22 protein-coding genes are annotated in these 25,784 nt (G+C 66.9%); 11 read left to right on the top strand and 11 right to left on the bottom strand.

The annotated features are described in order from the left end of the window. Positions 1 to 60: 60 nt before the first annotated feature. Together murJ and E1263_RS04240 are read right to left on the bottom strand one after the other, a co-directional pair. The gene (gene murJ / locus E1263_RS04245) at positions 61 to 1,707 is read right to left on the bottom strand and encodes a murein biosynthesis integral membrane protein MurJ (protein WP_132165545.1); all 1,647 of its coding nucleotides are present in this window, start codon (positions 1,705 to 1,707) and stop codon (positions 61 to 63) included. Next, positions 1,700 to 4,018 (bottom strand): DUF6049 family protein, encoded by a 2,319-nt coding sequence (locus E1263_RS04240; protein ID WP_132165543.1) that lies wholly within the window; start codon positions 4,016 to 4,018, stop codon positions 1,700 to 1,702. Before E1263_RS04240 ends, murJ begins: the two co-directional genes overlap by 8 nt. Positions 4,019 to 4,114: 96 nt before the next feature. On the opposite strand from E1263_RS04240, the gene E1263_RS04235 reads away from it, so the two are divergent. Continuing rightward, positions 4,115 to 5,503 (top strand): CCA tRNA nucleotidyltransferase, encoded by a 1,389-nt coding sequence (locus tag E1263_RS04235; RefSeq protein WP_238161073.1) that lies wholly within the window; start codon positions 4,115 to 4,117, stop codon positions 5,501 to 5,503. Here the strand turns inward: E1263_RS04235 and E1263_RS04230 are convergent. Continuing rightward, entirely contained in the window at positions 5,500 to 6,228 is a 729-nt protein-coding gene (locus tag E1263_RS04230; RefSeq protein ID WP_132165539.1) for an aminotransferase class IV, read from the bottom strand. The genes E1263_RS04235 and E1263_RS04230 overlap by 4 nt on opposite strands. Before the next feature lie 27 nt (positions 6,229 to 6,255). Here E1263_RS04230 and E1263_RS04225 point away from each other — a divergent pair, with 27 nt between their 5' ends. Then, complete coding sequence (locus E1263_RS04225) at positions 6,256 to 6,870, top strand: YgjV family protein (RefSeq protein ID WP_132165537.1); 615 nt, start codon at positions 6,256 to 6,258, stop codon at positions 6,868 to 6,870. Here the strand turns inward: E1263_RS04225 and E1263_RS04220 are convergent. Beyond that, on the bottom strand, positions 6,784 to 7,311 hold the full coding sequence (locus E1263_RS04220) for a GNAT family N-acetyltransferase (protein ID WP_132165535.1): 528 nt from the start codon (positions 7,309 to 7,311) through the stop codon (positions 6,784 to 6,786). The two genes, E1263_RS04225 and E1263_RS04220, sit on opposite strands and share 87 nt — an antisense overlap. 112 nt (positions 7,312 to 7,423) lie before the next feature. Here E1263_RS04220 and E1263_RS04215 point away from each other — a divergent pair, with 112 nt between their 5' ends. Next, positions 7,424 to 8,977, top strand: a complete 1,554-nt coding sequence (locus E1263_RS04215) for an alkaline phosphatase D family protein (protein ID WP_132165533.1) — start codon at positions 7,424 to 7,426, stop codon at positions 8,975 to 8,977. Here the strand turns inward: E1263_RS04215 and E1263_RS04210 are convergent. After that, the gene (locus tag E1263_RS04210) at positions 8,974 to 10,872 is read right to left on the bottom strand and encodes a glycoside hydrolase family 30 beta sandwich domain-containing protein (protein ID WP_132165531.1); all 1,899 of its coding nucleotides are present in this window, start codon (positions 10,870 to 10,872) and stop codon (positions 8,974 to 8,976) included. The genes E1263_RS04215 and E1263_RS04210 overlap by 4 nt on opposite strands. 125 nt (positions 10,873 to 10,997) lie before the next feature. Here E1263_RS04210 and E1263_RS04205 point away from each other — a divergent pair, with 125 nt between their 5' ends. Both E1263_RS04205 and E1263_RS04200 read left to right on the top strand, forming a co-directional pair. Then, positions 10,998 to 12,017 carry a LacI family DNA-binding transcriptional regulator gene (locus E1263_RS04205; protein ID WP_132165529.1) on the top strand — a complete coding sequence of 340 codons (1,020 nt, stop codon included), beginning with the start codon at positions 10,998 to 11,000 and terminating at the stop codon, positions 12,015 to 12,017. Between the two features lie 967 nt (positions 12,018 to 12,984). Next, the gene (locus E1263_RS04200) at positions 12,985 to 14,430 is read left to right on the top strand and encodes a M81 family metallopeptidase (RefSeq protein ID WP_132165527.1); all 1,446 of its coding nucleotides are present in this window, start codon (positions 12,985 to 12,987) and stop codon (positions 14,428 to 14,430) included. Here the strand turns inward: E1263_RS04200 and E1263_RS04195 are convergent. Further along, the gene (locus tag E1263_RS04195; protein WP_238161066.1) at positions 14,427 to 15,014 is read right to left on the bottom strand and encodes a TetR/AcrR family transcriptional regulator; all 588 of its coding nucleotides are present in this window, start codon (positions 15,012 to 15,014) and stop codon (positions 14,427 to 14,429) included. The two genes, E1263_RS04200 and E1263_RS04195, sit on opposite strands and share 4 nt — an antisense overlap. An 81-nt stretch (positions 15,015 to 15,095) precedes the next feature. Between E1263_RS04195 and E1263_RS04190 the strand changes: the two genes are divergently transcribed. The 6 genes from E1263_RS04190 to E1263_RS04165 are packed head-to-tail and all read left to right on the top strand — an operon-like array spanning position 15,096 to position 20,522. Beyond that, on the top strand, positions 15,096 to 16,340 hold the full coding sequence (locus tag E1263_RS04190; RefSeq protein WP_132165524.1) for an acyl-CoA dehydrogenase family protein: 1,245 nt from the start codon (positions 15,096 to 15,098) through the stop codon (positions 16,338 to 16,340). Next, on the top strand, positions 16,337 to 17,131 hold the full coding sequence (locus E1263_RS04185) for an SDR family NAD(P)-dependent oxidoreductase (RefSeq protein WP_132165522.1): 795 nt from the start codon (positions 16,337 to 16,339) through the stop codon (positions 17,129 to 17,131). The genes E1263_RS04190 and E1263_RS04185 overlap by 4 nt, the downstream gene beginning before the upstream one ends. Then, positions 17,124 to 18,173: a phosphotransferase family protein gene (locus E1263_RS04180; RefSeq protein ID WP_132165520.1), complete on the top strand. Its 1,050-nt coding sequence runs from the start codon at positions 17,124 to 17,126 to the stop codon at positions 18,171 to 18,173. Before E1263_RS04185 ends, E1263_RS04180 begins: the two co-directional genes overlap by 8 nt. Before the next feature lie 2 nt (positions 18,174 to 18,175). Next, a complete protein-coding gene (locus tag E1263_RS04175) occupies positions 18,176 to 18,835 on the top strand; it encodes a histidine phosphatase family protein (RefSeq protein WP_132165518.1) in 660 nt (219 codons plus the stop codon). Beyond that, a complete protein-coding gene (locus tag E1263_RS04170) occupies positions 18,832 to 19,578 on the top strand; it encodes an SDR family oxidoreductase (protein WP_132165516.1) in 747 nt (248 codons plus the stop codon). The genes E1263_RS04175 and E1263_RS04170 overlap by 4 nt, the downstream gene beginning before the upstream one ends. Further along, on the top strand, positions 19,578 to 20,522 hold the full coding sequence (locus E1263_RS04165) for an LLM class F420-dependent oxidoreductase (protein WP_132165514.1): 945 nt from the start codon (positions 19,578 to 19,580) through the stop codon (positions 20,520 to 20,522). The genes E1263_RS04170 and E1263_RS04165 overlap by 1 nt, the downstream gene beginning before the upstream one ends. On the opposite strand, the gene E1263_RS04160 is transcribed toward E1263_RS04165, so the two are convergent. The 5 genes from E1263_RS04160 to E1263_RS04140 form a co-directional block, all read right to left on the bottom strand. Beyond that, positions 20,519 to 21,112 (bottom strand): hypothetical protein, encoded by a 594-nt coding sequence (locus E1263_RS04160; RefSeq protein WP_132165512.1) that lies wholly within the window; start codon positions 21,110 to 21,112, stop codon positions 20,519 to 20,521. The genes E1263_RS04165 and E1263_RS04160 overlap by 4 nt on opposite strands. After that, positions 21,109 to 21,528, bottom strand: a complete 420-nt coding sequence (locus E1263_RS04155) for an MmcQ/YjbR family DNA-binding protein (protein ID WP_132165510.1) — start codon at positions 21,526 to 21,528, stop codon at positions 21,109 to 21,111. Before E1263_RS04155 ends, E1263_RS04160 begins: the two co-directional genes overlap by 4 nt. A 61-nt stretch (positions 21,529 to 21,589) precedes the next feature. Beyond that, entirely contained in the window at positions 21,590 to 22,996 is a 1,407-nt protein-coding gene (locus E1263_RS04150; protein ID WP_132165508.1) for a ParB N-terminal domain-containing protein, read from the bottom strand. Between the two features lie 193 nt (positions 22,997 to 23,189). Next, positions 23,190 to 25,061, bottom strand: a complete 1,872-nt coding sequence (locus tag E1263_RS04145; protein WP_132165506.1) for a sensor histidine kinase — start codon at positions 25,059 to 25,061, stop codon at positions 23,190 to 23,192. Then, complete coding sequence (locus tag E1263_RS04140) at positions 25,051 to 25,737, bottom strand: response regulator transcription factor (protein WP_132165504.1); 687 nt, start codon at positions 25,735 to 25,737, stop codon at positions 25,051 to 25,053. Before E1263_RS04140 ends, E1263_RS04145 begins: the two co-directional genes overlap by 11 nt. Between the last annotated feature and the right edge of the window lie 47 nt (positions 25,738 to 25,784).

The following is a 25,784-nucleotide window of genomic DNA, read 5'->3' as shown; positions in this document are numbered from 1 at the left end:
CAGCCACCATCGTAGTGGCATCGTGATCCAACGCCCGTGCACGAGTGCACAAGCATTTGATCAGCGGCGGCCAGGCAGCTTCGATGTGACCATCGACACCACGTCGTTGACCTCGTGAATCCTTAGTACCCGAGCCACCCCGGCGTACACCGGCAGCAGCACGATCCCGGCGATGGCCAGTTGGAGGATCGCACCGATCGGACCGGTGAACTCCACGAGCTGTCCGACCGCCCACAGCACCAGGCGCCCGGCACCCGCGCCGATCGCCGCGGCGATCACCATGGCGAGCAGCGGCAGCCCGATTCCGGCTCCGGCAACCCGCGGCACGCGCCGCCGCAGTACCGGCCGGGAGATCAGTACGGCGACCGTGTACGCCAGCGCGAACGAAGCGCCGAGCATGACACCGGAGTACCGCAGGTGGTCCTCGTCGAGCAGCACCCGGACACCGACCAGGGCGGCCGCGATGTTGGTCGCCGCAATCACGCACTGCAGGAAGAACGGCGTACGGGTGTCTTCGAAGGCGTAGAACGTGCGCAACTGGAAGTACTGGATCGTGTACGGCACGACGCCGAACGCCAGCGTCATGAGCGTGTAGGCCATCAGCGTCAGGTTGTTCTTACCCGAGCCGTAGCCGGCGATCACGGTGACGATCGGGGACGCGAAGGCGATCATCGCGGCCGCAGCCGGTACGACGATCGCCAGCGTCTGCCGGATCGAGCGCGCCGACAGCCGGGCCACCTCGGTCAGGTCCCGGTCGGCGGCCAGTGCCGACATCTGCGGCAGCGCCGCGGTCGCCAGCGAGACCGTGATGATGCCGTGCGGCATCAGGATGATCAGCATCGCGGTCTGGTAGGCGGTCAGACCGGCCTTCGCGCCGATCTCGGCCGAGGCGCTACCGGCCAGGGCGAGCTTGGTGACGACGACAAGCGTCACCTGGTTGACCGCGACGAACAGCATCGTCCAGACCCCGAGCTTCGCGGTCTGGCTGAGACCGGTCCCGCGCAGGCCGAACTTCGGCCGGAAGGTGTGGCCGCTCGCCTTCAGGTACGGCAGCAGGACCAGCAGCTGGACTGCGATCCCGGCCGTGTGCCCGAGCCCGATCAGCAACTGCTCGCCGTGGCTGAAGGTCGCCGGGGTGTCCCCGGTCCGGTAGACGAGCAGGAAGACCACGATCACCGCGCAGGCGACGATGTTGTTCGCGATCGGCGCCCACATCATCGGCCCGAACCGGCGCCGCGCGTTCAGCACCTGGCCGACCAGCACGAACGCGCCGTAGAAGAAGATCTGCGGCAGGCAGAGCTGGACGAAGAAGATCAGGTTCGCCTTCTCCGCGAGCCGGGACGGATCGTGCAACTCCTCCGGCATGTACAGGTCGGCGATCGCCGGCGCCAGCATCACACAAGCGGTCGTGACCACAGTCAGGGCGACGAAGCCGAAGGTCAGGATGCGGTTGGTGAAGTCCTGACCGCCGTCGTCGTGGTTCTTGATCGCGCGCACGAGCTGCGGGACCAGAACCGTGTTGAACACGCCACCGGCCAGCAGGATGTACAGGCTGTTCGGGATCGTGTTGGCGGCATTGAAGATGTCGGCCCGCAACGCGGTACCGATGGCTGCCGCGAGCAGGGCGAGCCGGACGAATCCGAGCAGGCGGGACAGCACCGTCCCGGCTGCCATCACCGCCGCGGAGCGCAGGGTGCGGTCAGCCATCCTTCGAGCCGACTCCTTCTTTCAGAGACGCGTCGGCGGGGGTGCCGACATCCGGGGTTGCGGGGGCGGCCGGCAGGGGAGCCGGATGAAGCGGGTCGGTCTCTGGTTCGGTACTTGCCTCGGTGGAGCCGTCGTCGGCCGGCGGGTTGCGGCGCTCCCGGCGAATCCGCCGGTAGATCCGGACGAACGACGTACCGAAGAGCAGTGCGCAGGCGGCGCCGACCAGGACCCAGCCGACACTGCCGTACTGGCTGGCCTGGATCAGCATCGGCCGCGGTTTGCCGATCGGCTCGCCGTTGGCGGTGACCACCTGGACCTCGGCCTTGATCAGACCGTTCTGCTCGGCACTGGCCGTGATCCGGGGCGTCCATTTCTGGCCTGCCCGAACGGTCACCGGCGCAACGTTGTTGACGCGGAGGTCGTTCCGGTTCGCCGACCGGACGATGACCTTGACCCGGACCGAGTGATCGAGATCGTTGGCGATGGTCAACGGAAAAGTCCCGTTGCTGCCGGCCAGGTTGACCTTGATCTCCTTCTCTTTGCCCTTGTCGACGCTCGAGACCAGGTGCACCTTGCCCAGCTGGCCCCGCACCGAGCCCAGCTGGATCCGCGCGTACAGGTCGGCCTGGGCCGGGAAACCCTGCCAGGCCAGCGAGGTGGACTGCAGCAGTCCCTTCCGCATCTCCGGGATGATGTTGCCCGGCTCGGAGAGCAGATTCTGGTACGTCGTCAGCTCCGTCTCGAGTTGCTTGACGAGACTGAGCTGAGTACCGGAAAGCGACCCGTTCTCCTTCGGCGCGTCCGGCGCGGCGACAGTCGGCGGCTTCGGCGTCTGCTCGAGGACCTGGGTGACGGTCACCGGCTCGAGCCACGGCAGGTTCAGCAGACCGGCCAGCGTCGCGGTCGCGCTTCCGTCGGCGTCCCAGCCCCGGGGCGGAAGAACGACTGTTGTCGCCGTCGTCCCCTTCCCGGCGGTCGACAGCAACGCAGTCTCGGCGATGAATCGCTGCCGGACCTGGAGCGGATCGGCAGTGGAACCGGCGTCCGGTCCGCCTGCGGTCAGTGCGGAGTTCGCGACGACGGTCCGGACCTGCTGCTCCGGGCCTTCGGGGGTCAGCACCTGGTAGACCGAGGTCCCCGTGCTGAGTGTCTTCGGAACATCGGTGGACCAGGCGGCACTGTTGACCAGGTTCAGATCCTGGGTCTCTTCGACGCCCGGAAAGCCGCTCGAGGCGAACGCTAGATAGCGGCTGGCCGCGGAACCGTTCTCCAGCCAGAGCCCGTTGGTCCGCGCAGAGCCGAGGCCGGCTCGCTCGCTCTCCATCCGGGCCTGCCGGACCAGGTCTTTCAGCGGTCCGCCCGCGTCGACCAGACCGGCCACGTCTACGTCGCCGTACGGAAGGGCGACCACCTGGTCGCCCTTGTCGTCACCCTTGACAGGACCGTCCTGGCTCGCACTGAAGTCGCTCAGCCACTGGGCCGCGATCGCGCCCTTGGTGCCCTTGTCGTAGGCCGACGCGGTGCGCCCGATCCCGTACCCGTCCACGGCCGTCATCTGCTCGGCCGCCTTGATCAGCGCCGGGTCGACCAGCCAGGTCACCTTGTGCTTCTTGCCGAGGTCGAGCAACCGGCGAAGCTCTCCGCCCGGTCCCATCGACTGCGCCAGCGAGTCGTCGGTGAACAGGAAGCCGCCGAGGTACGTCGGCGGCTGCACGAGGGGGATCACCAGTGCGGTGCTCACCTTGCGGGTCGGCGGCTTGGCCCCGATCACCGGCATCAGCGTTCGCGCCCGGCCAGCCGTCGTACGGCTGCGACCCTCCGGTGTTCCGCGGAACATCACACCGACCGTGTACACACCGGTGTCGCTCGTGATCCGCCAGTCCTTCCACGGCACGGACACCGTGAACGCCACCTTGGCCTTCGGCGCCAACTGCTCACCGAGAACCTTGTACGTCGGTGAATCCGAGTCCTGGACCCCGATCCCGACGCAGCTGTCCCGGTCGTTCATCGGGACGTTCTGCTCGTTCGAGATCGCGGCGATCTCCGCCGCCGTGTTCAGCTTCTGGTGGTCGATACAGGTGACAACCTGCGGGCTCGCGCCGAAGGTCGTCGCACTGGTGTTGGTGACGGTGCCCTTGATGGTCACCGTGTCACCGGGTTTGGGCGCGGCCGGGCTGAACGAGTCGATCGCGACCTCAACGGTCGGTTCGTCGTCCACCGCCGCTGCCGGAACCGCCGAAATGGCTGCCGGGGCAACGATCAAAAGGCTCGCGGTCACGGCCGCGGAGAGCCTCAATCGCCGTCTGAACACGCCGTCACCGTAACCTAGTTCCCCGTGTCACCATTTGCCGACCAGTCAGCCTCTCCGGGATCGCTCTCTGCTGTACAGCGCCAAGGCGTCCAGTCACTGCTGGCGATCGCCCCTGTCGTTGACGAACTGGGGGACCGGTTCGTCGCTGCCGGGCACGAGATCGTGCTCGTCGGCGGTCCGGTCCGGGACATTCTGCTCGGCCGGGGCAGCAAGGATCTGGACTTCGCGACATCAGCGCACCCCGATGCGGTCGAGCGGCTGCTGGCCGGCTGGGCGGACCATGTCTGGGATATCGGCAAGGCGTTCGGCACCATCGGTTGTCGCAAGGGTGAGTGGGTCCTGGAGGTCACGACCTATCGGTCGGAGTCCTACGATCCCACCTCGCGCAAACCGGAGGTGTCCTACGGCGACAGCCTCGAAGGCGACCTGGCCCGGCGCGACTTCGCGATGAACGCGATGGCCGTGCGGCTCCCGTCGCACGAGTTCGTCGACCCGTACGGCGGCATGGCCGACGTCGCGAACAAGGTGATCCGGACGCCCGGCAGCCCGGAGGACTCGTTCTCCGACGACCCGCTGCGGATGATGCGCGCGGCCCGGTTCGCCGCCCAGCTCGGCTTCACGCCGGACCCGGCCGTGGTCGCCGCGATGACCGCGATGGCCGACCGGATCACGATCGTGTCGGCCGAGCGCGTCCGCGACGAGCTGGAGAAGCTGATCTGCGCTCAGCACCCGCGGATCGGGCTCGACCTGCTGGTTTCGACCGGCCTGGCCGACCACGTGCTGCCCGAGCTGCCCGCGCTGAAGCTCACCGAGGACGAGCACCACCGGCACAAGGATGTCTACCAGCACTCCCTCACCGTCCTAGATCAGGCGATCGATCTGGAATCGCGTCTATCTGTTCCGACGCCGGATTTCGTGATCCGGTTCGCTTCGCTGATCCACGACATCGGAAAACCGAAGACGCGCCGGTTCGAGGACGGCGGCAAGGTGACGTTCCATCACCACGACGTCGTCGGCGCCAAACTGGCCAAGAAGCGGATGAAGGCGCTGCGGTTCAGCAACGAGCAGATCGACCAGGTCAGCACGCTGATCGAGCTGCACCTGCGCTTCCACGGCTATGGCGAGGGCGAGTGGACCGACTCCGCCGTACGGCGTTATGTCCGCGATGCCGGTGATCAGCTGGAGCGCCTGCATGTCCTGACCCGCGCCGACTGCACCACGCGGAACCGGCGCCGGGCGGAGTCGCTGCGGGCCGCGTACAGCGACCTCGAGGAGCGGATCGCCCGCCTGCAGGAGCAGGAGGAGCTCGACTCCCTGCGCCCGGACCTCGACGGCAACCAAATCATGCAGATCCTCGACGTGCCGCCCGGCCGCGAGGTCGGCGAGGCCTACAAGTTCCTGATGGAGCTCCGCCTCGACCAGGGCCCGCTCGGCGAAGAGCGCGCCCGCGAGGAACTCCTCCGCTGGTGGTCCGAGCGCGGCTAGATCGGTTGTGCTTCCTGCGTCGCGTAGGCGGCCGCGATCGTCGCGGCCGACTCCGGATGGGGCGCGAAGGTGCTGTCACCGATGGAGGCAACCGGTAACGCGGGGTCGATCGAGTTCGTCAGGTACGCCGCGTCGTAGCCCCCGAGCTCGCTCACCAGCACCGGCTGCGTTGTGAACGCTGACAATCCCCGCTGAAGCACTTGCTGCCGAATCCCGTTCAGTACGGGTGCCGCGGGGAACACGATGGTCGTGCCGCGCGCGAAGCAGATGTTCCAGATCGACGCCTCGGAGATCTCGCCGGCAGCGGTGTGGAAGAGCGCATCATCTCCGAAATAGATCAGGTCGAACGTTCCGGTGTGTTTGAGATGTGGCAGCGCACGCTGGTGCTCGACCAACCGCAAGCCGACCGGATCTGTTGCGGGCTCCACCGGCGGGCTGACTCGAATCAGCAGGTCGAGCTCGCCGGCACCCGAGAAGACGTTGACTCGGAGGCTGCAGTCCGCGATGGCCGCCAGCCGCAGTTCGCGCCGGATCCGATCAGCCGGCAGCGACTGGCCGAAGACCTCTCGTGAGCTCCGGTCGAGGCGCTCGAAGTGCAGGTCCAGTCCGTCGACCCGGCCGCCGCGGACCTGCATCGACGAGAAGTGCCCGTAGCTGGTTGCCCGGAGCAACGCCGGAGGCACGGTGTGGAGTGGTTCGCCGTTCAGCAGCAGGAGTTCGGTCACTGTCCCAGTCTGGTCTACGCTCGCGCTGTGGACGTCTGGAGCATCATCGGCTGGGGCGGATCCGCGTTGGTGGTGGTGTCACTGCTCCAGACGCGGATCCTGCGGTTGCGGTTACTGAACCTGATCGGTTGCATCGTCCTGGTCGGGTTCAACCTCGTCATCGGCGTCTGGCCGATGGTCGGCATGAACGCCGTACTGGCCGTCATCAACGTCGTGCACCTCTGGCGGCTGCTGCGGCACCGCCACGACGACGCCGAGTACGCGGTGCTCCGGGTCAACTCCGACGACGCCTATCTGACGCACGTGCTGGCCGCGCACAGTCGCGACATCAGCCGCTTCAACCCCGGTTTCGTCCTCGGCCGGACGCCGTACGCGTTCCTCGTCCAGCGCGGCGAGACCACCGTCGGGGTCGTCCTGGCCCACGACGCCGGCTCCGGCCGCGCCCAGATCGACCTCGACTACGTCCTCCCGGCCTACCGCGACTTCACGCCGGGTGAGTTCGTCTACCGGCGCTCCGATGTGTTCACCGACCAGGGCTTCACCCAGGTCCTCGCCTCACCCCGGATGCGCGACTCCTCGCCGTACCTGAATCGCCTCGGCTTCCACCGAGACGGCGACGCCCTCGTCCTCGACCTCGCCTAGATCCTTCGCGAAGCACAGCGAAGCGACCTCGTTCTCGAAGGGCGGGAACGGCGGTGTCCGGGTGTAGCCGTGGTTTGTGTAGAGGGCGATTGCCTCGTGCTGCAGGTTGCCGGTCTCCAGGCGTAGACGGTTGATGCCCTTGCGTCGGGCGTCTGCCTCGACCTCGGTGAGGAGTTTGCGGGACAGGCCCCAGCCGCGGGCGGACGGCTCGACGTACATGCGCTTGATCTCGCCCAGACCGGGCTCCACCGGCTGCAGTCCGATGCAACCGACCGGGCTGCCCTCGAGGATGAGCAGCGTGAACGTGATGTCGGGATGCAGTTCGACCTGCGGCTGATCGTCGCCGTACAGGGCGGCGAGCTCGGCCTGCTGCGCGGTGGCGAGTGCTCGCACGGTGGGATCGGTGCTCGGTACGGCGCGCAGTTCGAGGTCCTCGATCATGCGTCCGGACGGTAGCAAGAGGGCGTGACGCAGCTGTTTCGGTTTCCTCTCGCCGACTTCGGGTTGCCGTGAGGTCTTCCGCTGTTCATGAAAATCTTTCATTATTCTGGTCATGACTGTGACTCGGCGTACCGTTCTCGGCACGGTAGGTGTTCTTGGTGCGGCGGTTGCCGCGCCCTCCCAGGCATTCGGTACGCCGACGCTCCGTACGGCGGCCGACGCGTCGCCGACGCTGGTCGTCGGGGCGACGTTCCCCGAGGGCGTGATGGCCGGGGTCCCGCGGACCGACGGCGCGATGCTGTGGACCCGGGTGCCGCGCGGGCTCTTCGACGGGGATGCCGAGTTGGCGGTCGTGGTCTCGCGGCACCGCGATCTGTCCCGGCCGGTCATCGTCGAGACGGTGATCGCGGAGAAGCAGTGGGACGGCTGCGTGCACTTCCCGGCGAACGGGCTGGCCGCGGGGGAGGAGTACTTCTACCAGTTCCGCGGCAAGGACAAGGTCTCGCCGATCGGCCGCTTCCAGACCCTGCGGCCGGCGGACTCGAACCAGCCGGTGCGGATCGGCTTCTTCACCTGCCAGGGCTTCACCGAGGGCTACTACTCGGTCCACAAGCACCTCGCCGAGGAGGAGCTCGACCTGGTCGTCTGCCTCGGCGACTACGTCTATGAAGCCACCGTCCCGGGTGTCCGCGGGATCGACCTGAACCTTTATCCACAGGTCCTGCCGTCGATGCGGGCGAAGTACACCCTCTACCGCAGCGACGAGAACCTGAAGGCGATGCACGCGCAGCACGCGTTCTTGCCGCTGTGGGACGATCACGAGTTCCGCAACAACTACACCAAGAACAAGTGGACGCTGCCGGAGCTGTTCTTCCAGGAGAAGAAGTCCGCCGCCTGGCACACGTGGTTCGAGCGGATGCCGGTCCCGCGGTACGCCAACGACATGACCCGGACGTATCGGTCGCTACGACTCGGCAAGACGGTCGAGCTGTTCGCGATCGACAACCGGCAGTACAAGGACGACCAGCCGTGCAACGACGGCGGAGGTCTGGTTTGCGAGGCCGCGGATGCGACCGGCCGGACGATGCTCGGGCCGGATCAGAAGGCCTGGCTGGAGAACGGGCTGCGCTCGTCGGGCGCGCGCTGGAAGGTGCTCGCCAACCCGAACATGATGATGGGCATGGTCACCGGCGCCGCTGGTGAGCGGGCCTTCATGGACACCTGGGACGGGTACGGCGCCGAGCGGACCGAACTGCTGTCGCTGGCGGCTGACCGGGTTTCCGACCTGGTGGTCGTCACCGGGGATGACCACGACACGTTCTCCGGCGAGCTGTGGAACACGGGGTTCGCTCCGGGCACGCCCGGGAACCCGGCCGGGACAAAGCGAGCAGGCGTGGAGTTCGTCGTACCGTCGGTGTCGTCGACCAACACTGGTGACACCAAGGGTGTTGCGGGGGCGAAGGCCGAGGAGCAGAAGCGGCTGCAGTACAACCCGCATCTGAAGCAGATCGACATGCGGCAGCACGGGTACGGCGTACTGGAGGTGACCCGCGACGAGGCGAAGCTGTCGTACCGGGCGGTCGACAAGCTGCACCCCGACGCGGGCGTCAGCACCAGCTACCAGTTGCGAACCGGACGGGGCAGCGCCCGGCTCGACACGATCTAGCGGTACAAACGAACATCCGCCAGACTCCACCAGTGTTCGCTGGTGCCGTTCGAGGTGATGCGGACATAGCGCGCGTACGTCGGTCGCACGTTCACCGTGGTGAGCTGGCCGGTCGACGTACCGGTCACCGGCTTCGACCAGTGCACGCCATCGTTGCTTGTGGCAACGTTCCAGTTGGTGGCGAAGTCGCCGAGCTGACCGCCGCTGTCGAGTGCGACCTGACGGAACAGCTTGCGGGCGCCGAGGTCGATCTGGATCGACTGGCCAGGAGCCTGCGCAGTCTTGCTCGACCAGACGGTGGATCCGTCCGCGTCGACAGCAAGCCCTGCCTCAGCGCCATTGACACTCGCGGTTGCGCCGGCGATTGACACCGGCGTCGGGGTGTAGATCCAGCTTGACGGCCAGGTGAACGTCCCGATCGAACCACCAGGCAGCTCGTACTCGAACGACTTGTCGCCGACCGCCACCGCGAACTTCCGCGGTTCATCGTTCTCGTTGTGTACGACGAGTGCCGTCGACCCGTCGGTGTTCCGGAAGGCCGTGGTCATCAGCTGACCGTTCCAGCCGGTCGTCCCGTACGACGTACTCCCGATCCGCACCGCACCCGGCTTCACGAACTTCGACAGGTGGCCAATCGTGTAGTACTCCGCATCCGTGGTGACCGTGCCATCGGCCTGCAGCGTGACGAGACCGGTGCAGGTCCCACAACCGCCGAGGTGCGGGCCGCCGGTGGAGTCGAGCGCGATGTTCCAGTTGACGACCGACTTCGCCCAGTTGCGGGTGGTGCCGAGCATCAGGTTGCGGGCATGCCAGGTGAGCGTGCCGCGGAAGACCTGCGGCGGGGTGTCGTTCGGTCCGTGCGAACCGGAGCACTCCGTGAACCAGATGCCCTTGTCCGGGAAGGCGTTGTGCAACGCGGTCTGAGCCGCCGCATTGCCCGAGTAGCAGTGATACGCCGTACCGGCGATCCACTTCGCGGCCGACGTCTGCAGCAGCTTGAACGGGTAGTTGGTCTCCGGGTCCTCGCCGGGCGGGGTGGTCCCGACGTCTCCGGGGTGCGTCGACCAGTTGTGGTCGTAGCCGAGGATCTTGGTCCGCGGGCTCGCCTTGTGCAGCAGCGGGCCGAGCCGCGAGATGACCTCGGCCTCCTGCCGAACCGGTACGTCGGTACCGGGGTAGCCGCCGGGCTTGCGGTTCTGCGGCTCGTTCTGGATCGACAGGAAGTCGACCGGTACGCCGGCCCGCGTGTACGCCTCGACGAACTTCACCAGGTAGCGCGCGTAGGCGTCGTACACCTTCGGGTCGTCTTTGAGCCGACCACCGACGAGGGAGTCGCCCGTCTTCATCCAAGCCGGCGGGCTCCACGGGGACGCCATCACCTTGAGGCTCGGGTTCAACTGCTTGGCGCGGCGAAGCAGCGGCAGCACCTGCTGCTCGTCGTGCTTGATGCTGAACTTCTTCAGCGGGAAGTCGGTCTCGCCGGGCGCCACGTCGTCGAACGTGTAGTGCTCGGCCGCCGCGGTGAAGTCGGACGAACCAACCGGCTGCCGCAGGAAGCTGACCCCGATGCCTTGCTTGGGGTCGAACAGTTTCCGCAACGTCTCCTCGCGCAGCGCCGAGCTCAGCCGGGACAGCACATCGGCCGACGAGTCCGTGATCGAGGCGCCGAAGCCGTCGATGGTCTGGTACGTCGTCCGCGGGTCGACCGTGATCGTCGTCAGATCACTGGTGTCCCGCTCGAAGGCCACGGGCGCGCGCTCGTGTAGTAGTTCAGCCCGGTCAGGGGTCGTCACCCAGACCCTCGCCTGGGCGGTCGGGTGGTGGGCCTCGGCAGCCGGCACGGTCAGCAGACCGGTGGTGAGCGCCAAGGCGGTGGCGATCATCGGTGTTCGCATCGCACTCCTCAGGGTGTGAAACACAAGTGCAACAAACGCCCTCAGGAAACGATCTGATCCGAGCCCTGTCAATGCTCCGAGGCGGGTGAGTAGAGTGCTGAGCGTGAAACAAGACGATGTAACAAATGCCTAGGCAGCGCGCGACTGTGCGCGAGGTCGCGGCCGCGGCCGGGGTGTCGAGCGCGACGGTGTCCCGCGTTCTCAACCAGCAGAGCAGCGTGTCCCCCGAGACACGGCGCCTGGTCGAGCAAGCAGTCGAGGAGCTCGGCCTGCTCGCACCCGCCCCGCGCGGCGGCACACCGAAGCCGGTCGACGGTGCTGTGTACGTCCGCTGCCCGTATCTGCTGACCGACTACTTCGGCCTGATCGTCTCGTCCATCGCCGAGACCCTCGACCGCCACGGCCGCCAGGTAGTCCTCAACGCAGGCGAAGCCGCAGCCCACGACCCGGTCCTGAACCGCCTGCCCGCACAGCGCGATCTCGCCGGCGCGATCCTGATCCTCCCGCCCGAGTCGAGCGAAGACCTCGTCCGCCTCAGCTCCCGCCGCTTCCCCTTCGTCGTCGTCGACCCACGGACGCCACTGCCGCGCGACATCCCCTCAGTCTCGGCCGCCCACCACTCCGGCGCCCGCCAACTGACCGCCCACCTGACGTCCCTCGGCCACACCCGCATCGGCGTCATCGCCGGTCCCCGCGAATGGTTGGCCGCCGACGCGCGCCTCTCCGGCCACCACGCCGCCCTGGCCGACGTCGGCATCCTCCCGAACCCGGCACTTATCCGCCACGACCACCCCACCACCGCCCACGGCTACCAAGCCGCCCTGGAGTTGTTGTCGTTGACGCCCCGCCCTACGGCGTTGATCGCCTTCAACGACAAGGCTGCCGTGGGTGCGCTCCAAGCCGCCGCCGCTCTGGGGCTCTCGGTTCCGCGTGAGCTCTCGATCGCCGGTTTCGACGATCTAGACCTGAGTCAGGCCACCACCCCAGCGCTCACCACCGTCCGTCAGCCGTTGGCCGAGATGGGCCGGATGGCCGTTTCGCTCTTGATCCGTCTCCTGGACCGGCATGCCCTCGAGGCCCTCCACATCGAGCTAGCCACCGAGTTGGTGATCCGTCCCTCCACCGGTCCCGCCCCCTCCATGTGATCGCTCGGCCCCGCTCCCTTGGGGTCGGGTTCGTTTCCGGTACGGCGGTGCATGGTTGATCGCCGCTCCGGACAAGCCGGGCACGTTGTCTGTGGCTGGTCGCCGCGGCGGCCGCGTTACATAAAGAGCTTGGCTGGGGCCGGTGCCTGGTTGAGGTACTGGCGAGGTCGGCGATCGCGTGACCGCTGCTTGAGGTGCTCGCTATGGTTGCGGCCGGTAGCGAGGAAGCCTTGAACGTGACCCTCCGCTGTGGTGAAAAGCGCTGGCAACGAGGTGCGGGGTGCTGCCGCGCCCGGCTGACCCCGGCCGCCGAGCTGGTTGCCCATTTCTCGTCGCGGCGCTGTCCACTCGTCGGGGGTTCGTCGGCCGGGTGGTGGGCGTGAACAAGTAATTACCTGTCCAGGCCCACTGCTTCATGTTCAAGCCCCCGGCTGTTGGCCCGACCAGCCGCGCCAGCCGTTACTACGCGTGAGTTTTTCGGCGTATGGACCCGAAAAATCCCCGCGTAGTGCGAAACGGCGGGCGGGTACGCCGGTGGAACTCCCCGGCGCCCGATTCGTCGGGTATCCGGCCGGGTTGGGGAGCGAAACTGACCTGGAATGACGGGTAAAGCTCCCCGGCCCCACCCACCAGCCCGCTCAGGGTCACTGGGTGGAACGTTTTGTGCAAATGGCGACATGAAGTTTCCACACTCGGCGCTGCTTTTCGACCTCAGCCATAGCGGGCACCTCAAGCAACGGTCACGCGATCGCCGACCTCGCCAGTACCTCAACCAGGCACCGGGCCCAGCCAAGCTCTTTATGTAACGCGGCCGCCGCGGCGACCAGCCACAAGCAACGTGTCCGGCTTGTCCGGAGCGGCGAGCAACCAGCATCGCCGTACCGGAAGCAGCGACGCCGCAGGCGACTAGGCCCATCAGGTGGAGTGGGGGTGGGCGGGCAGCGGAGTGGTGTGAAAAGTTGAGGGTATGAGGATCGGGATTGCCGGGATCGCTATTGAGTCCAGCACGTTCTCCCCGCATCGCGCGGGGGCGGGCGACTTCGACGTACGGCGGGGAGACGCGCTGCTGCAGCGGTACGACTTTCTGCAGAACGAGTGGGCCGATGGCGTCGAGTGGGTGCCGCTGGTGCATGGGCGGTCGCTGCCGGGTGGCGCGGTCGTGGCGGAGTTCTATGACGAACTGTCCGCGGAGATCATCGAGCGGATCGGTACGGCGGGGGAGCTCGACGGACTGTTCTTCGACATCCACGGCGCGATGAGTGTGGTCGGCCGTGAGGACGCTGAGGCGGATCTCGCCACACGCGTTCGGGCAGCGCTCGGACCGAACGTGATGATCTCGACCTCGATGGATCTCCACGGGAACGTTTCGCGGGAGTTGGGTGCGGCGGTCGACCTGATCACTTGCTATCGGATGGCGCCGCATGAGGATGCGATGGAGAGCCGGGAGCGTACGGCGCGCAATCTCGTCGAGCGGCTGCAGTCCGGACTGGGGAAGCCGAAGAAGGCTTGGGTGCAGGTGCCGGTCCTTCTGCCAGGCGAGAAGACGTCGACGCGGATCGAGCCGGCGGCATCCATTTACCGGCGAGTGGGCGAGATCGCGGATGAGCCCGGCGTACTGGATGCGGCGGTGTGGGTCGGATACGCGTGGGCCGACGAGCCGCGGTGCCAGGCGGCCGTCGTCGTGATGGGTGATGACGAGGCGCTGATCACCGAGCGCGCGACCGAGCTGGCCAAGGCCTACTGGGACGCCCGAGCCGACTTCGAGTTCGTCGCACCGACCGGGACACTGCACGAGTGCGTGAACGCCGCGCTGCAAAGCACCGCCAGGCCGTTCCTGATCAGCGATTCCGGCGACAACCCGACCGCGGGTGGCGCGGGTGATGTCTCCTGGACGCTGCGCGAACTGCTGTCGATCGAAGACCTGACCACCGGTACGGCGACCGCCATCCACGCGAGTATCGCCGACCCCGACGCAGTTGCGGCGGCGGTTGAGGCAGGTGTCGGGAACCCGATCAGCGTCGCCGTCGGCGGCAAGGTCGACTTCGGTCCGGCCGGTCCGGTCGAGGTGACCGGCACGGTCTTCTCGATCACCGATGACCCGGTCGGCGGGACGGTCGCGGTGATCCAGGTCGGCGGCCTGCACTCGATCATCACGTCGCGCCGCAAGCCGTACCACCATCTCGCGGACTTCACGCTGCTCGGCCTCGATCCGGCCAAGACGGATCTCGTGATCGTGAAGATCGGCTATCTCGAGCCAGAGCTCTACAACCTCGCAGCCGACTGGCTACTCGCGCTCACTCCAGGTGGCGTCGACCAGGACCTGCTCAGGCTCGGCCACCATAAAGTTGTTCGGCCGCTCTTCCCGTTCGACCCGGACATGGCCGAACCGGATCTCACACCGGAACTGATCTAGAGCTTCCGGAGAACGTGCAGTGCCTCGATCGAGTGGTCGATGAGCTCGTCGGCCGTCATCGTCTGCTTGTCCTCGGGCTGGCCGGACCACTCGATCGCCAGGTCCTCGGCGTAGCTGAGCCAGGCGTGGACCCGCAGGTACTCCGCGGAGGTCCGGTTGTCGGCGACCTCCGGCGTACCGAGGAAGGTGAGGACGCGGCGGGACAGCCCGATCCGGGTGTCGTCGTACACCTCGACGGCGTAGTCGTCGCCGCCGGCGGCACCGCGGACGAAGGAGATGTACGCCGTCCGGCGCCGCGAGATGAAGGCGACGAACTGTACGAGCATCTCGCGCAGCGCTTCCTCGGGCGGCAGATCCTCGTCCGGCTTCGTGACCCGGAGCAGTCGGCGGCCGGCCGCGGAGATGACCGCCACGTAGTAGTCACGCTTGCTCGGAAAGTAGTGGAAGAGGAGACTGCGAGAGATCCCGGCCTGGCCGGCGATAGCGTCGATGGAGAGCTCGTGGATCGGCTGATCACGCAACATCATCAAGCCGATCTTGACGAGCTGCTTCTTGCGATCTTCCGCGGTCAACCTGTTGTCCACACTGTTGAGCATTGCTCAAAAGGGCGCTACGGTCAAGATTACCCGGCGGTACCCCGCCGGTTTCGGAAGGAGTGCTGTCACATGGGGTTCGAACCGTCGGCCCGTGCGCAGGATCTGATCGGGCGCGTCGAGGAATTCATCCGCACCGAGATCGAGCCCGTGGAGGCGCAGCTACACGCCGCGACCCGGGCCGCCGCTGATCCGTGGCAGCCGCAGCCGCTCTTCAAGGAACTGCAGGCCAAGGCCCGTGCCCAGGGGCTGTGGAACCTGTTCCTCCCACCGGCCGAGCCGGGCAACGAGCAGTACGGCGAAGGCCTGCCGAACCTCGACTATGCCCCGATCGCCGAGCTCACCGGCCGTTCGTTCATCGCGCCGTACGTGTTCAACTGCAACGCGCCCGACACCGGCAACATGGAAGTGCTGCTGCGCTACGGGAACGACGAGCAGAAGGAGCAGTGGCTCAAGCCGTTGCTCGACGCAACGATCCGGTCCGCGTTCTGTATGACCGAGCCGGGCGTCGCGTCGTCGGACGCCACCAACATGGTCGCGACCGCGATCGTCGAGGGTGACGAGGTCGTCCTCAACGGACGCAAGTGGTGGAGCACCGGTGTCGGCAATCCCGAGTGCGAGCTGCTGATCTTCATGGGTCTCACCGACCCGGAGGCGCATCGCTACGCCCGGCACACGATGGTGCTGGTCCCGATCGACACGCCGGGCGTGAAGGTCGAGCGGTTGCTCCCGGCAATGGGCCGGTACGACGAGCCGTTCGGCCACGGTGAAGTTTCGGTCACCGACGTGCGTGTGCCGGCAAGCAACATCCTGGTCGGCCCAGGTCGTGCGGTCGAGATCGCGCAGGGCCGGTTGGGCCCGGGGCGCGTGCACCACTGCATGCGGCTGATCGGGCTCGCCGAGAAGTCGCTCGAGCTCGCGCTGCAACGCGGTACGAGCCGGCACGCGTTCGGGAAGCCGCTGGTCAACCTCGGCGGCAACCGGGAGCGCATCGCCGACGCCCGGATCGCGATCAACCAAGCCCGCTTGCTGGTGCTGCAGACGGCGTACCTGCTCGACACGGTCGGGCTCCAAGGCGCGCTGAGCGAGGTCAGCCAGATCAAGGTCGTCGCGCCGCGGATGGCGCAGGACGTGATCGACATGGCGATCCAGCTGCACGGCGGTGGCGGTCTCTCCGACGACTATCCGCTCGCGGCCGCCTGGACGACTGCTCGCGCGCTGCGCCTGGCCGACGGCCCCGATGAGGTGCACCGCGGCGTCGTCGCCCGTATCGAGCTGGCCAGCTACCTCGCCGAGCGTAAGGAAGAATCGAAATGAGTCGGGTACTAGTCACTGGTGGCGCAAGCGGTCTCGGAGCTGCGCTCGTCAAGCAGTTCGTTGCCCAAGGCCACCAGGTCCTCCGCTCCGACATCGGTACGACGTACGACGGCGACGACGGTCCTTATCTGCGACTCGACGTGCGCAATCCCGCCGACTGGGATGCCGCCGTCGCCTGGTGCGATGAGCACTGGGGCGGGCTCGACATCCTGGTCAACAACGCAGGCATCGCGACCGGCGGCCGGATCGACGTCGAGACGCTGGACGAGTGGGACCGCGTCATCGACATCAACCTGATGGGTGTCGTCCGCGGTTGCCGCGCATTCACGCCGGTCTTCAAGAAGCAGCACTCCGGCTACATCGTCAACACGGCATCGGCGGCCGGGCTCATGCATCCGCCGATGATGAGCTCGTACAACACGGTCAAGGCCGGCGTCGTCGCGCTCTCCGAGACGCTGTCCCACGAGCTGCAGCCGTTCGGGATCACCACGTCGGTCATCTGCCCGTCGTTCTTCCAGACCAACCTGGCCGATTCCTTCCAGGGTGCGGACACCGCGATGAGCTCGTCCGGTAAGCGGATGATCGAGAGCTCACCGCGGACCGCCGACGACATCGCGACCGTCGTACTGGCGGGGATCGCGAAGCGGCGCTTCCTGATCATCCCGGATCGTCCCGCGCGGCTGGGCTACCTGGCCAAGCGCTGGGCCCGCCCGCTCTACAACCGTCAGATGCAGAAGGTCGCCGCGAAGGCGCACAGCCGGGCAGAGAAGGCCCAACACGCCAATGGGTGATGGTGCTCGCCCCGTTCGGGACGAGGATGCGTTCGACGTTGCCGCGGTCGACACCTGGCTGCGTCAGCACACGGAGTTGCCTGCCGGACTTCCCGAGGTCCGGCAGTTCTCCGGTGGTGCGTCCAACCTGACCTACCTGCTCCAGTACGCCGGGCACGACTTGATCCTGCGCCGGCCACCGGCCGGGACCAAGGCGAAGAGCGCGCACGACATGGGCCGCGAGTACCGGATTCAGGCTGCGCTCAAACCGGTCTTCCCGTACGTCCCGACGATGGTTGCCCACTGCACCGATGACGCGGTGATCGGCTCCGAGTTCTATGTGATGGAGCGCGTCATCGGAACGATTCCGCGCCGCTCCGAACTAGGCGTCGACCTGAGCTCCGAGCAGACCGCGCAACTCTGTCGCACGCTGATCGACCGGCTCGTCGATCTGCACGCGGTCGATCCGGCCGAGGCCGGGCTGGCCGATCTCGGGCGAGGCGCGGGATACGTCGGCCGACAGGTCAGCGGTTGGTCGGAGCGGTATCGCAAGGCAAAGACCTGGAACGTTCCGAGCTTCGAGAAGGTCATGGCCTGGCTCGTGGCCAACCAGCCGGCCGATATCCGCATCTGCGTGATTCACAACGACTTCCGGCTGGACAACGTCGTACTGGCTCCGGATGATCCGCAGCGAGTCGCCGGGATCCTGGACTGGGAGTTGGCCACGCTCGGCGATCCGTTGATGGATCTCGGCAGCGCGCTCGCGTACTGGGTGCAGGCCGATGACGACTGGGCGTACCGCCGATTCCGGCTGCAGCCGTCGGACGCGCCGGGGATGCTGACCCGCGACGAGATCGTTGCCTACTACACCGAACGCTCCGGGCTGAAGCCCGAGAATTGGGCGTTCTACGAGGTGTTCGGGCTGTTCCGGCTGGCGGTGATCGCGCAGCAGATCTACTACCGCTATCACCACAAGCAGACGCGGAACCCGCGCTTCAAGAACCTCTGGCTCCCGGTCAACCTGCTGGAGCGTCGCTGCCGCCGCATCATCCGGCAGGCTTGAGTATGGCCGTCATTTATCTCGTCCGGCACGCGCAGGCGTCGTTCGGGTCCAAGAACTACGACAAGCTCTCCGACCTTGGCGAGAAGCAGGCGCTTGCCCTCGGCAACACCTTTCGCGTCCGTGGAATCATCCCGGACCTGGTGATGTCCGGGTCGATGAAGCGGCACGCGAAGACCGCGACGCTGGCCGGGTTCGCGCCGGAGGCCGACCATGGGTACGACGAGTTCGACCATGACCAGCTGATCGTGGCGCACAAACCGGCGTACAAGGTCCGGGCTTTTCTGATGGCCGACCTGGCGCGGACCGGGAACCCGAAGCGGGCGTTCCAGGACATGTTCACGGCGGCGACCGATCGCTGGATCAGTGGTGCGGACGGCTACACCGAGACCTTCCAGGCGTTCTGCGACCGCTCCAACGATGCCGTACGACGGACTGCCGATCGACTGGGGAAAGGCGAGACCGCGGTGGTGTTCACCTCGGGTGGGCCGATCGCGGCCGTGGCGAGCCGGCTGTTGTCCGGCGGCGACGGGCTGTGGGCCAAGCTGAACCCGGTCACGATCAACACCGCGATCACGAAGGTCGTGTCCGGCCGCAGTGGACTGACTGTGGTCAGCTACAACGAGCACGGTCACCTCGACAAGCAGGAGCTCACGTACCGATGAGACGGAACATCTTGATCACCGGCGCGAGCGCCGGGCTCGGCGAGGAGATGGCACGCCAGTTCGCCGCCAAGGGACACAACCTTGCGCTGACCGCGCGCCGCGAGGACCGATTGGCTGCGCTCCGAGACGAGTTCCTGGCGAAGCATCCTGGGCTGACGATCACGATCCACAAGCTTGATGTCACCGATGACGAGCAGGTCTTCAGCGTTTTCCGCGAAGCCGACAAGGCGCACGGGCAGCTCGACCGGATCATCGTGAACGCCGGCATCGGCAAGGGCGCACCCGTCGGCACCGGCCGGCCCGAGGTGAACCGCGAAACGCTGCAGACCAACTTCATCGCCGCCTTCACCCAGGCCGAGGCCGCGATGGAGCTGTTCCGTTCACGGAACGCCGGCCACTTGGTTTTCATCGCCTCCGCCGCCGCGCTCCGCGGTCTGCCCAAGACGATCACCGCGTACGCCGCCGCGAAGGCGGGCGTTGCCTCGTTGGCTGAGGGGCTGCGGATGGAGATGCTGGGCAAGCCGATCACGATCAGCACGATCTATCCCGGGTACATCAAGACCGCGCTGAACGAGAAGGTGAGGAACACCCCATTGATCGTCGACACCGTGCCTGGCGTCCGGTCGATGGTCGCCGCGATCGAGGCGGAGAAAGCGAACGCCTATGTCCCAGCCTGGCCGTGGGTGCCGCTCGCGCGATTCATGAAGGTTGTGCCGTTGCCGATCTTGAAGAGGATCATCTGATGCGCTGGGGACTCACTGTTCCGCTGACCGGGGTGCCGCTGCGGGACCACAAGCCGCTCATCACCGAGCTAGCTTCGCTCGGGTACACGGATCTGTGGTCGGCCGAGGTGGCCGGTGCCGATGCGTTTACGCCGCTGGTGCTGGCGTCCGAGTGGGATGACCAGTTGCGCTTGGGGACTGCCGTCGTACCGGTGCATACGCGCGGGCCGGCTGCGCTCGCGATGAGTGCGGCTGCGTTGGCTGATTTGGCGCCGGGGCGGTTCGTGCTCGGGATCGGGGCCTCGTCGGAAACCATCGTGACCGGGTGGAACGGGATCGCGTACGACCCGCCGTACGCGCGGACTCGGGATGTCCTGCGGTTTCTGCGGCAGGCGTTCGCGGGGGAGAAGGTCGACGGGACGTTCGACAGCTTCACGATCAAGCGGTTCAAGCTGGAGAAGGCGCCCGACGTACCGCCGTCCTTGATGCTCGCCGCGCTGCGTCCCCAGATGCTGAAGCTTGCCGCGCGTGAAGCCGATGGCGCGATCACCAACTGGCTCTCGGCGGATGACGTTGTGCAGGTGCGGGACGAGCTCGGCGCGGACAAGGAACTGGCCGCGCGGATCTTCGTCTGCGTCACCGAGGACGCCGAGATGGCGCGCAACATCGGTCGCTACCTGATCGCCACGTATTTGAGCGTTCCCGGGTACGCCGCCTTCCACGACTGGCTTGGTCGCGGTCCCGCGATGAAGCCCATGCGGGAAGCGCTGGCTGCCGGTGATCGCAACGCCGCGATGGCCGCCGTACCGGTGGAGGTCATCGACTCGCTGATCGTCCACGGGACGGCGGAGCAGTGCCGGGACCACATCAACCGGTACGTCGCGAATGGCCTCGACACCCCGATCATCGCCACGCTCCCCACCGGCACGAGCCTGATCGAGACCGCCCGCGCGCTGGCGCCCTAGCCGAAGGCCGGCAGCAGGAACGCCTTCACACACGGCCGACCACTGCCGACCTCCATCACGAGGGTGCCGCCGACAGTGGCTCCCCTCGTAGTGCCGTTCAACGCGAACACCACGATTGGCCCAGCGTTGCCTACCGGAGTCTTGTTCATGGTCAGCGACGTCGGTGGGCGAACGTACTGCTTGATCAGCGGCGGGATGGTCACCTTGGTGTCCGCACAGGCGAGGGCGGTTGCGCCCTTGACGTCGTTCGCGTTCAAGCGCCCGACGAACTGTGTGGCGACCTGCACCGGGGTGCCCGACGCTGGTGGCACCGGTGTGATCGGGACGGGCTTGACCGGGACGGTTTTCACGGGCTTGGGCGGCTTCGGCTTGGCTGTCGTAGGTCGTGGTGCAACCGACGTGATCGGAGCAGGCGGCGGGGTGGAAGGCGACGGCTTGATGTCTGCGACCACCTTGCTGGCGACCCACACTCCGGTCCCCAGGACGGCGACCAGCAGCACCAGCATCAGGGCGATGAACAACCCGGGCCGACTCTTCTTGGGCGGGCGTCCGTAGTCGGGCGCGGCGATCCCGCCCGGTTGATAGCTCACAGTCGGTGCTCCTTGAGCCACGTGGTGGCCCGGCGGTTCGAGGCTCGCGACAACCAGGCGTCCTGAATGATCTCGGTCAGCTCCTGCCGGCCGAGCTCCCCGATCCGACTCGCCCGCACCAGCACCGACGGATGCCCGTCGAAATGCGGCGTACTGAAGAACGGCGTCGACTCGTCCGCCACCAGCGCCAGCTTCTCGGCCTCGGACTCGGTCCAGATCATGATCACGTCGTCGTACTTCTCCCCGGTCTCCGGATCGACGGCGTCGGGCCGAGCCGTCCGGAAGAATACGAACGACTTCGCGCCGATTTGATACACCGGCCGGTCCGTCCCGTCGTCCCGTTCCCACACTGTGACGTGCGGCAGCCCCTGCGCGACCGCATGCACATCCGCCACCCGCGCCTTCCGATCCCGCATGGCTAGATCGTACGGCGGCCTGGACCGGCCCCGCCGTCGTCGGACGGCGAGGCCACTGTGATCAGGCCGAAGACTCGGCGCCGGACTCCGCGCCGTCATCGACATCCGTGTCCGGCTTCAGACCGCGCACCGCCCGGCCGGCCAGAGTCTCCGGGTTCGTCAGCGCTCGCACCGCAGCGGAGCCGAGTTCCTTCGCTCCCGACGCCGCGAGGGCGAACTCGTCCTCGCTCGTGTCCCCGGCGACCTTGCTGGCGACCTTCGGCTTCGGCACCTTCGAGACCTTGCCCGCGATGCCCTGCCACGCCAGCCCGACGCGCCAGTCGATCTCGCGGAGGAAGCGCTTGTGCTGCTCCTGCTTCGGCAAGTTGACCTCGAACCACGGGTTGCCCATCACGCCCAGAGCGACCTTGATCGGCATGGCGCGCACGACGCGACCTTGGTCGGTGAACACGCGAGCGTCGCGAGTCCCATCGGGCAACGTGTCTGCGTCGAAGTGGTCCAGCACGTGGCCGAACCAAGCGATACCCGCCTCGATCAGCCGGTCGTAGTCCTTCGGGTCCTTGATCACGTCATCAACCGATGAGCTCGACACAGCCTTGCTGAAGCTGCCGAGACCGAGCCCCCGGACCATGGTGATGGCCTGACCGATGACCAGATGCTTGTGCTCGACCTGAGCCACAGCCGTCGCCGTCCGTCCGGTCGTCACCAACGGAACGTGCAAGCCCCCGAAGATGTCCTTGGCTGCCCGGGTCCACAGGTCGCGGATGTTGAGGGCCTCGGTCTCGTTCCGCGTCATGGTCACGCCTTTGCCGTTCAGATCGGCATAGATCTGTCCCATCGCTTTGGTGGGGATGCCGTGGATGACGTCGACAGAAACTAGCGTGGCACGGAGCTTCTCCTGCCTGGTGCCCGACAACTTCGAGTTGATGGCCAGCGCACGGCGAATCGCGAGGAGACGAGATTCGCCGTCGGCCTCCATCGCCTTCTTGGCCCGATCGACGGTGTAGATGTGGAACTCTCCGCCCATATAGGCGTTGAAGTCCTCCTGCTGCTCGCCCTCCAGCTGTTCGGGCCAGTAGATGGTGAACGCGGGCAGGGTTGCCTCGAGCGGCGGGGTGTTGAGGAACGGGCCTTCGATGTAGCGCTGGAGGTCGCCGGTCGCGTTCAGGTACTTGCGCGTGGGGCTCCAGGCTTCCGGCCGGCGTTCGGGCCTTTTCTCCCCGGTCTCAGGATCAGTGACCCGGACCGTCTTCATTGCGCGATGAAAGAACTCGCGCTGGATCTCGCCCCGAGCCTTGATCAGCTCAGCCACCCGATCGTTCAGATGACCGAAGCTCTCACCGGCCACCTCTTTCGGCTCGAACGCCATGCCGGGGACCGTGAGATCCACCAGCATCGAGATCGGGAGAACGGTGGTGAACCTGTTGTCGTCGGTGCGGATTCCACCCAACTGCAAGGGAATTGCCATGGCTAGACTTCCTTCTGGTTTGCCGAGGCGGTCCCTTCTCCCGGCTAGGACGTCGGGACCGCCTCGGTTGGCTATCTCGAGGCAGATTAGCACCGCCTCGAGGCAATCGATGGTTGCCTCGAGGTAACGCGCGCGTGTCCGGCGTGTCCCCGACCCTGTTGAGCTCCGCGCGGCCGAGATTCCGCTCGGCTATCTAGCGCGGATCTGCCGGGATCCAGAGCGTGAAGACGGAGCCCTCGCCTAGTTTGCTCGTCACCGTGATCCGGCCGCGGTGCGCCTCGGCCAGGTGTTTGGTGATGGCAAGACCCAGACCGCTGCCGCCGGTAGAGCGGCTGCGCGACTGCTCGGCGCGGTAGAAGCGGTCGAAGAGATGCGGAAGGTGCTTCTCGGCGATCCCGGCGCCGTTGTCGGTGACGGTGAGGTTGTAGCCGTCGGGAACCCGCCGGACCCCGACCACCACGGTGCCGCCGGTCGGCGTGAAGCGGATCGCGTTGGAGACCAGGTTGCCGAGTGCCTGCCGCATCCGCGAGCTGTCGACCGAGGCAACGGCCTCCGCCGGAACGTTGGCCGTCAGGGCCACGCCAGCAGTTTCAGCGGCCGGCCGATGCGCGAGGACGACCTGCTGGGCGAGTTCGCTCAGGTCCCGCGGGGCCGGGTGCAGGCGGAGCATGCCGGCGTCAGCCAGGGCGAGGTCCTGCAGGTCGGCGACGAGGTGTTCGAGGAGGCTGGTCTCCTCCAGCAGCGACGTGACCAGCTCGGCGTCGAGCGGTACGACGCCGTCCTCCGACGCGACCAGGTAGCCCTTGATGTTGGCCAAGGGGGTTCGGAGTTCATGGGCGACATCACTCACCATCGCCTTCCGCTGGAAGTCGGCTCGCTGGATCGATTCGGCCATGGCGTTGAACGCGTGCCCGAGCCGCGCCACCTCGTCCTTGCCGGTCACCGGGACCCGGGCGGCATGATCGCCGTTCCGCATCCGCTGCGCCGCCCCGGTCAGCGCGACGATCGGCCGCACCAGCCGCCGGCCGGTCAGCAGCATCACCACGGCCGCGATCAGCATCACGCCGAGCGCGGTGGCCGCCGTACGGAGCATTCCTTCACCGGAGAACACGTTGAACGTGCTCGCCGAGCCCAGGTACAGCTTTGCCTGCGGCGCCACGTACGGCGTGATGGCCTGCGACTGAGCGGTGGTCGCGCACTGGTTGAACTGGCCGTCCATGTCCTGGTAACCGTCGAGTGCGGTCACCACCTGCAGGCCATCAGCCGAGGTGGCACGGCGGAACGGAACACCTGTGGCCGTCAGGCAATCCGACGCCCGCCGGACCTGGTCGTCGTTGACCAGCTTCGCCTTGGCACTCGGCGCGTACAGCTCGGCGCGGTAGCAGGGGTCCGGGGTTCCGCCGGACTCCACCGACAGCGGTGCCGACGGCCGCACACTCGCGCCGTCCGACGCCTCGAAGTTCATGGCGAGCAGCGGCCGCCCAGCGGTCAGGGAGATCGATGCCCCGGACCCGATGGCTTGGTAGCAGCGGTTCGCCTCGTCGGCAATCAGCTTGCGTTGTTCTTTCTCCGAGTCACTGAGGCCCCATTGGGCGTCGTAGTACGAGAAGGAGGCCCGGGTGACAGTGGCCATCGGCATCATCGGAACGGCGGTCGACCGTGCGGCGGCGATCCCGGAGGTGCCGGCGAACACCGCACCGCCCGAGTCCCGGGCGTCGATGGTTGCCGCCGGCACCGAAGGGAGCTCCGGTGCGGCACCGAGCATCCGGGCCGAATCCGCGATCACGGTTCCGTCGGGCTGGAGCAGCGCGATCCGGCGCCCGGTCTCGTCGGCGAGTCGACGGACCTCCTTGTCGACACCGGACCAGCTGGGGTGATTCATCGCGTAGTCGCTGAGCTCGGCGTACACCTGGCCGTCGCTCTGCAACTGGCCCGTGTTGGCGTCGATCTCGCCCTGCAGCTTCTCGCGAGTGCTGTACGTCGCGATCACCGCGGTCGCCAGCACCGCCCCGAGCGCGACCGCCAGGGACAGCCCCAGGAACCGGATCAGCAGACTACGACGCATCGGACACCACCTTGTCGGTCAGCTTGTAGCCCACGCCGTACACCGTTTTCAGGTAGGCCGACCCACCGAACTTCTTCCGCAGGTTCATCACGTGGACGTCGATCGTCCGGTCGAACACGTAGTGGTCGAACCCGAACGCGTGCTCCAGCAACTGCTGCCGCGAGAACGCCCGCCCCGGCGACGCCGCCAGGCAAGCGAGGATTTTGAACTCGGCCGGCGTCACCTCAACCAGCTCACCGCTCAGCCGAACCTCGTGCCGGCTCGGATCAATCTCCAGATCACCAACCCGGTACACCTCGCCCTCACCGCGGCTCCGGGTCCGGCGCAGTACGGTCCGCACCCGAGCAACCAGCTCCCGCGGGTTGTAGGGCTTGGTCATGTAGTCGTCCGCGCCCAGATCCAGCCCGAGCAGCAGATCGTCCTCGGTCGATCGCGCAGTCAGCATGATGATCGGTACGTCGCCATCCGCCCGGAGCACGCGGCAGACGTCCAGACCGTCCACCTTCGGCATCATCACATCGAGCACGAGCAGGTCGGGGCTGCGCCGCCGGGCCTCGTCGATGGCGGCCCGCCCGTCGTGCACGACGACGGTCAGATGGCCCTCCCGCTCCAGGTAGCGCCGGATCAGCTCCGCCTGCTTGATGTCGTCTTCGGCAACCAATATCCGCGCAGGCATGTCCCCCAATGTCCGGCAAGATCATGAGAATCCGATGAAGAACGACT

It is taken from the genome of Kribbella antibiotica (genome assembly GCF_004349055.1).
Lineage (GTDB): Bacteria > Actinomycetota > Actinomycetes > Propionibacteriales > Kribbellaceae > Kribbella > Kribbella antibiotica.
The sequence above is the reverse complement of the archived record's forward strand: the minus strand, read 5'-3'. Positions and strand labels throughout refer to the sequence as shown.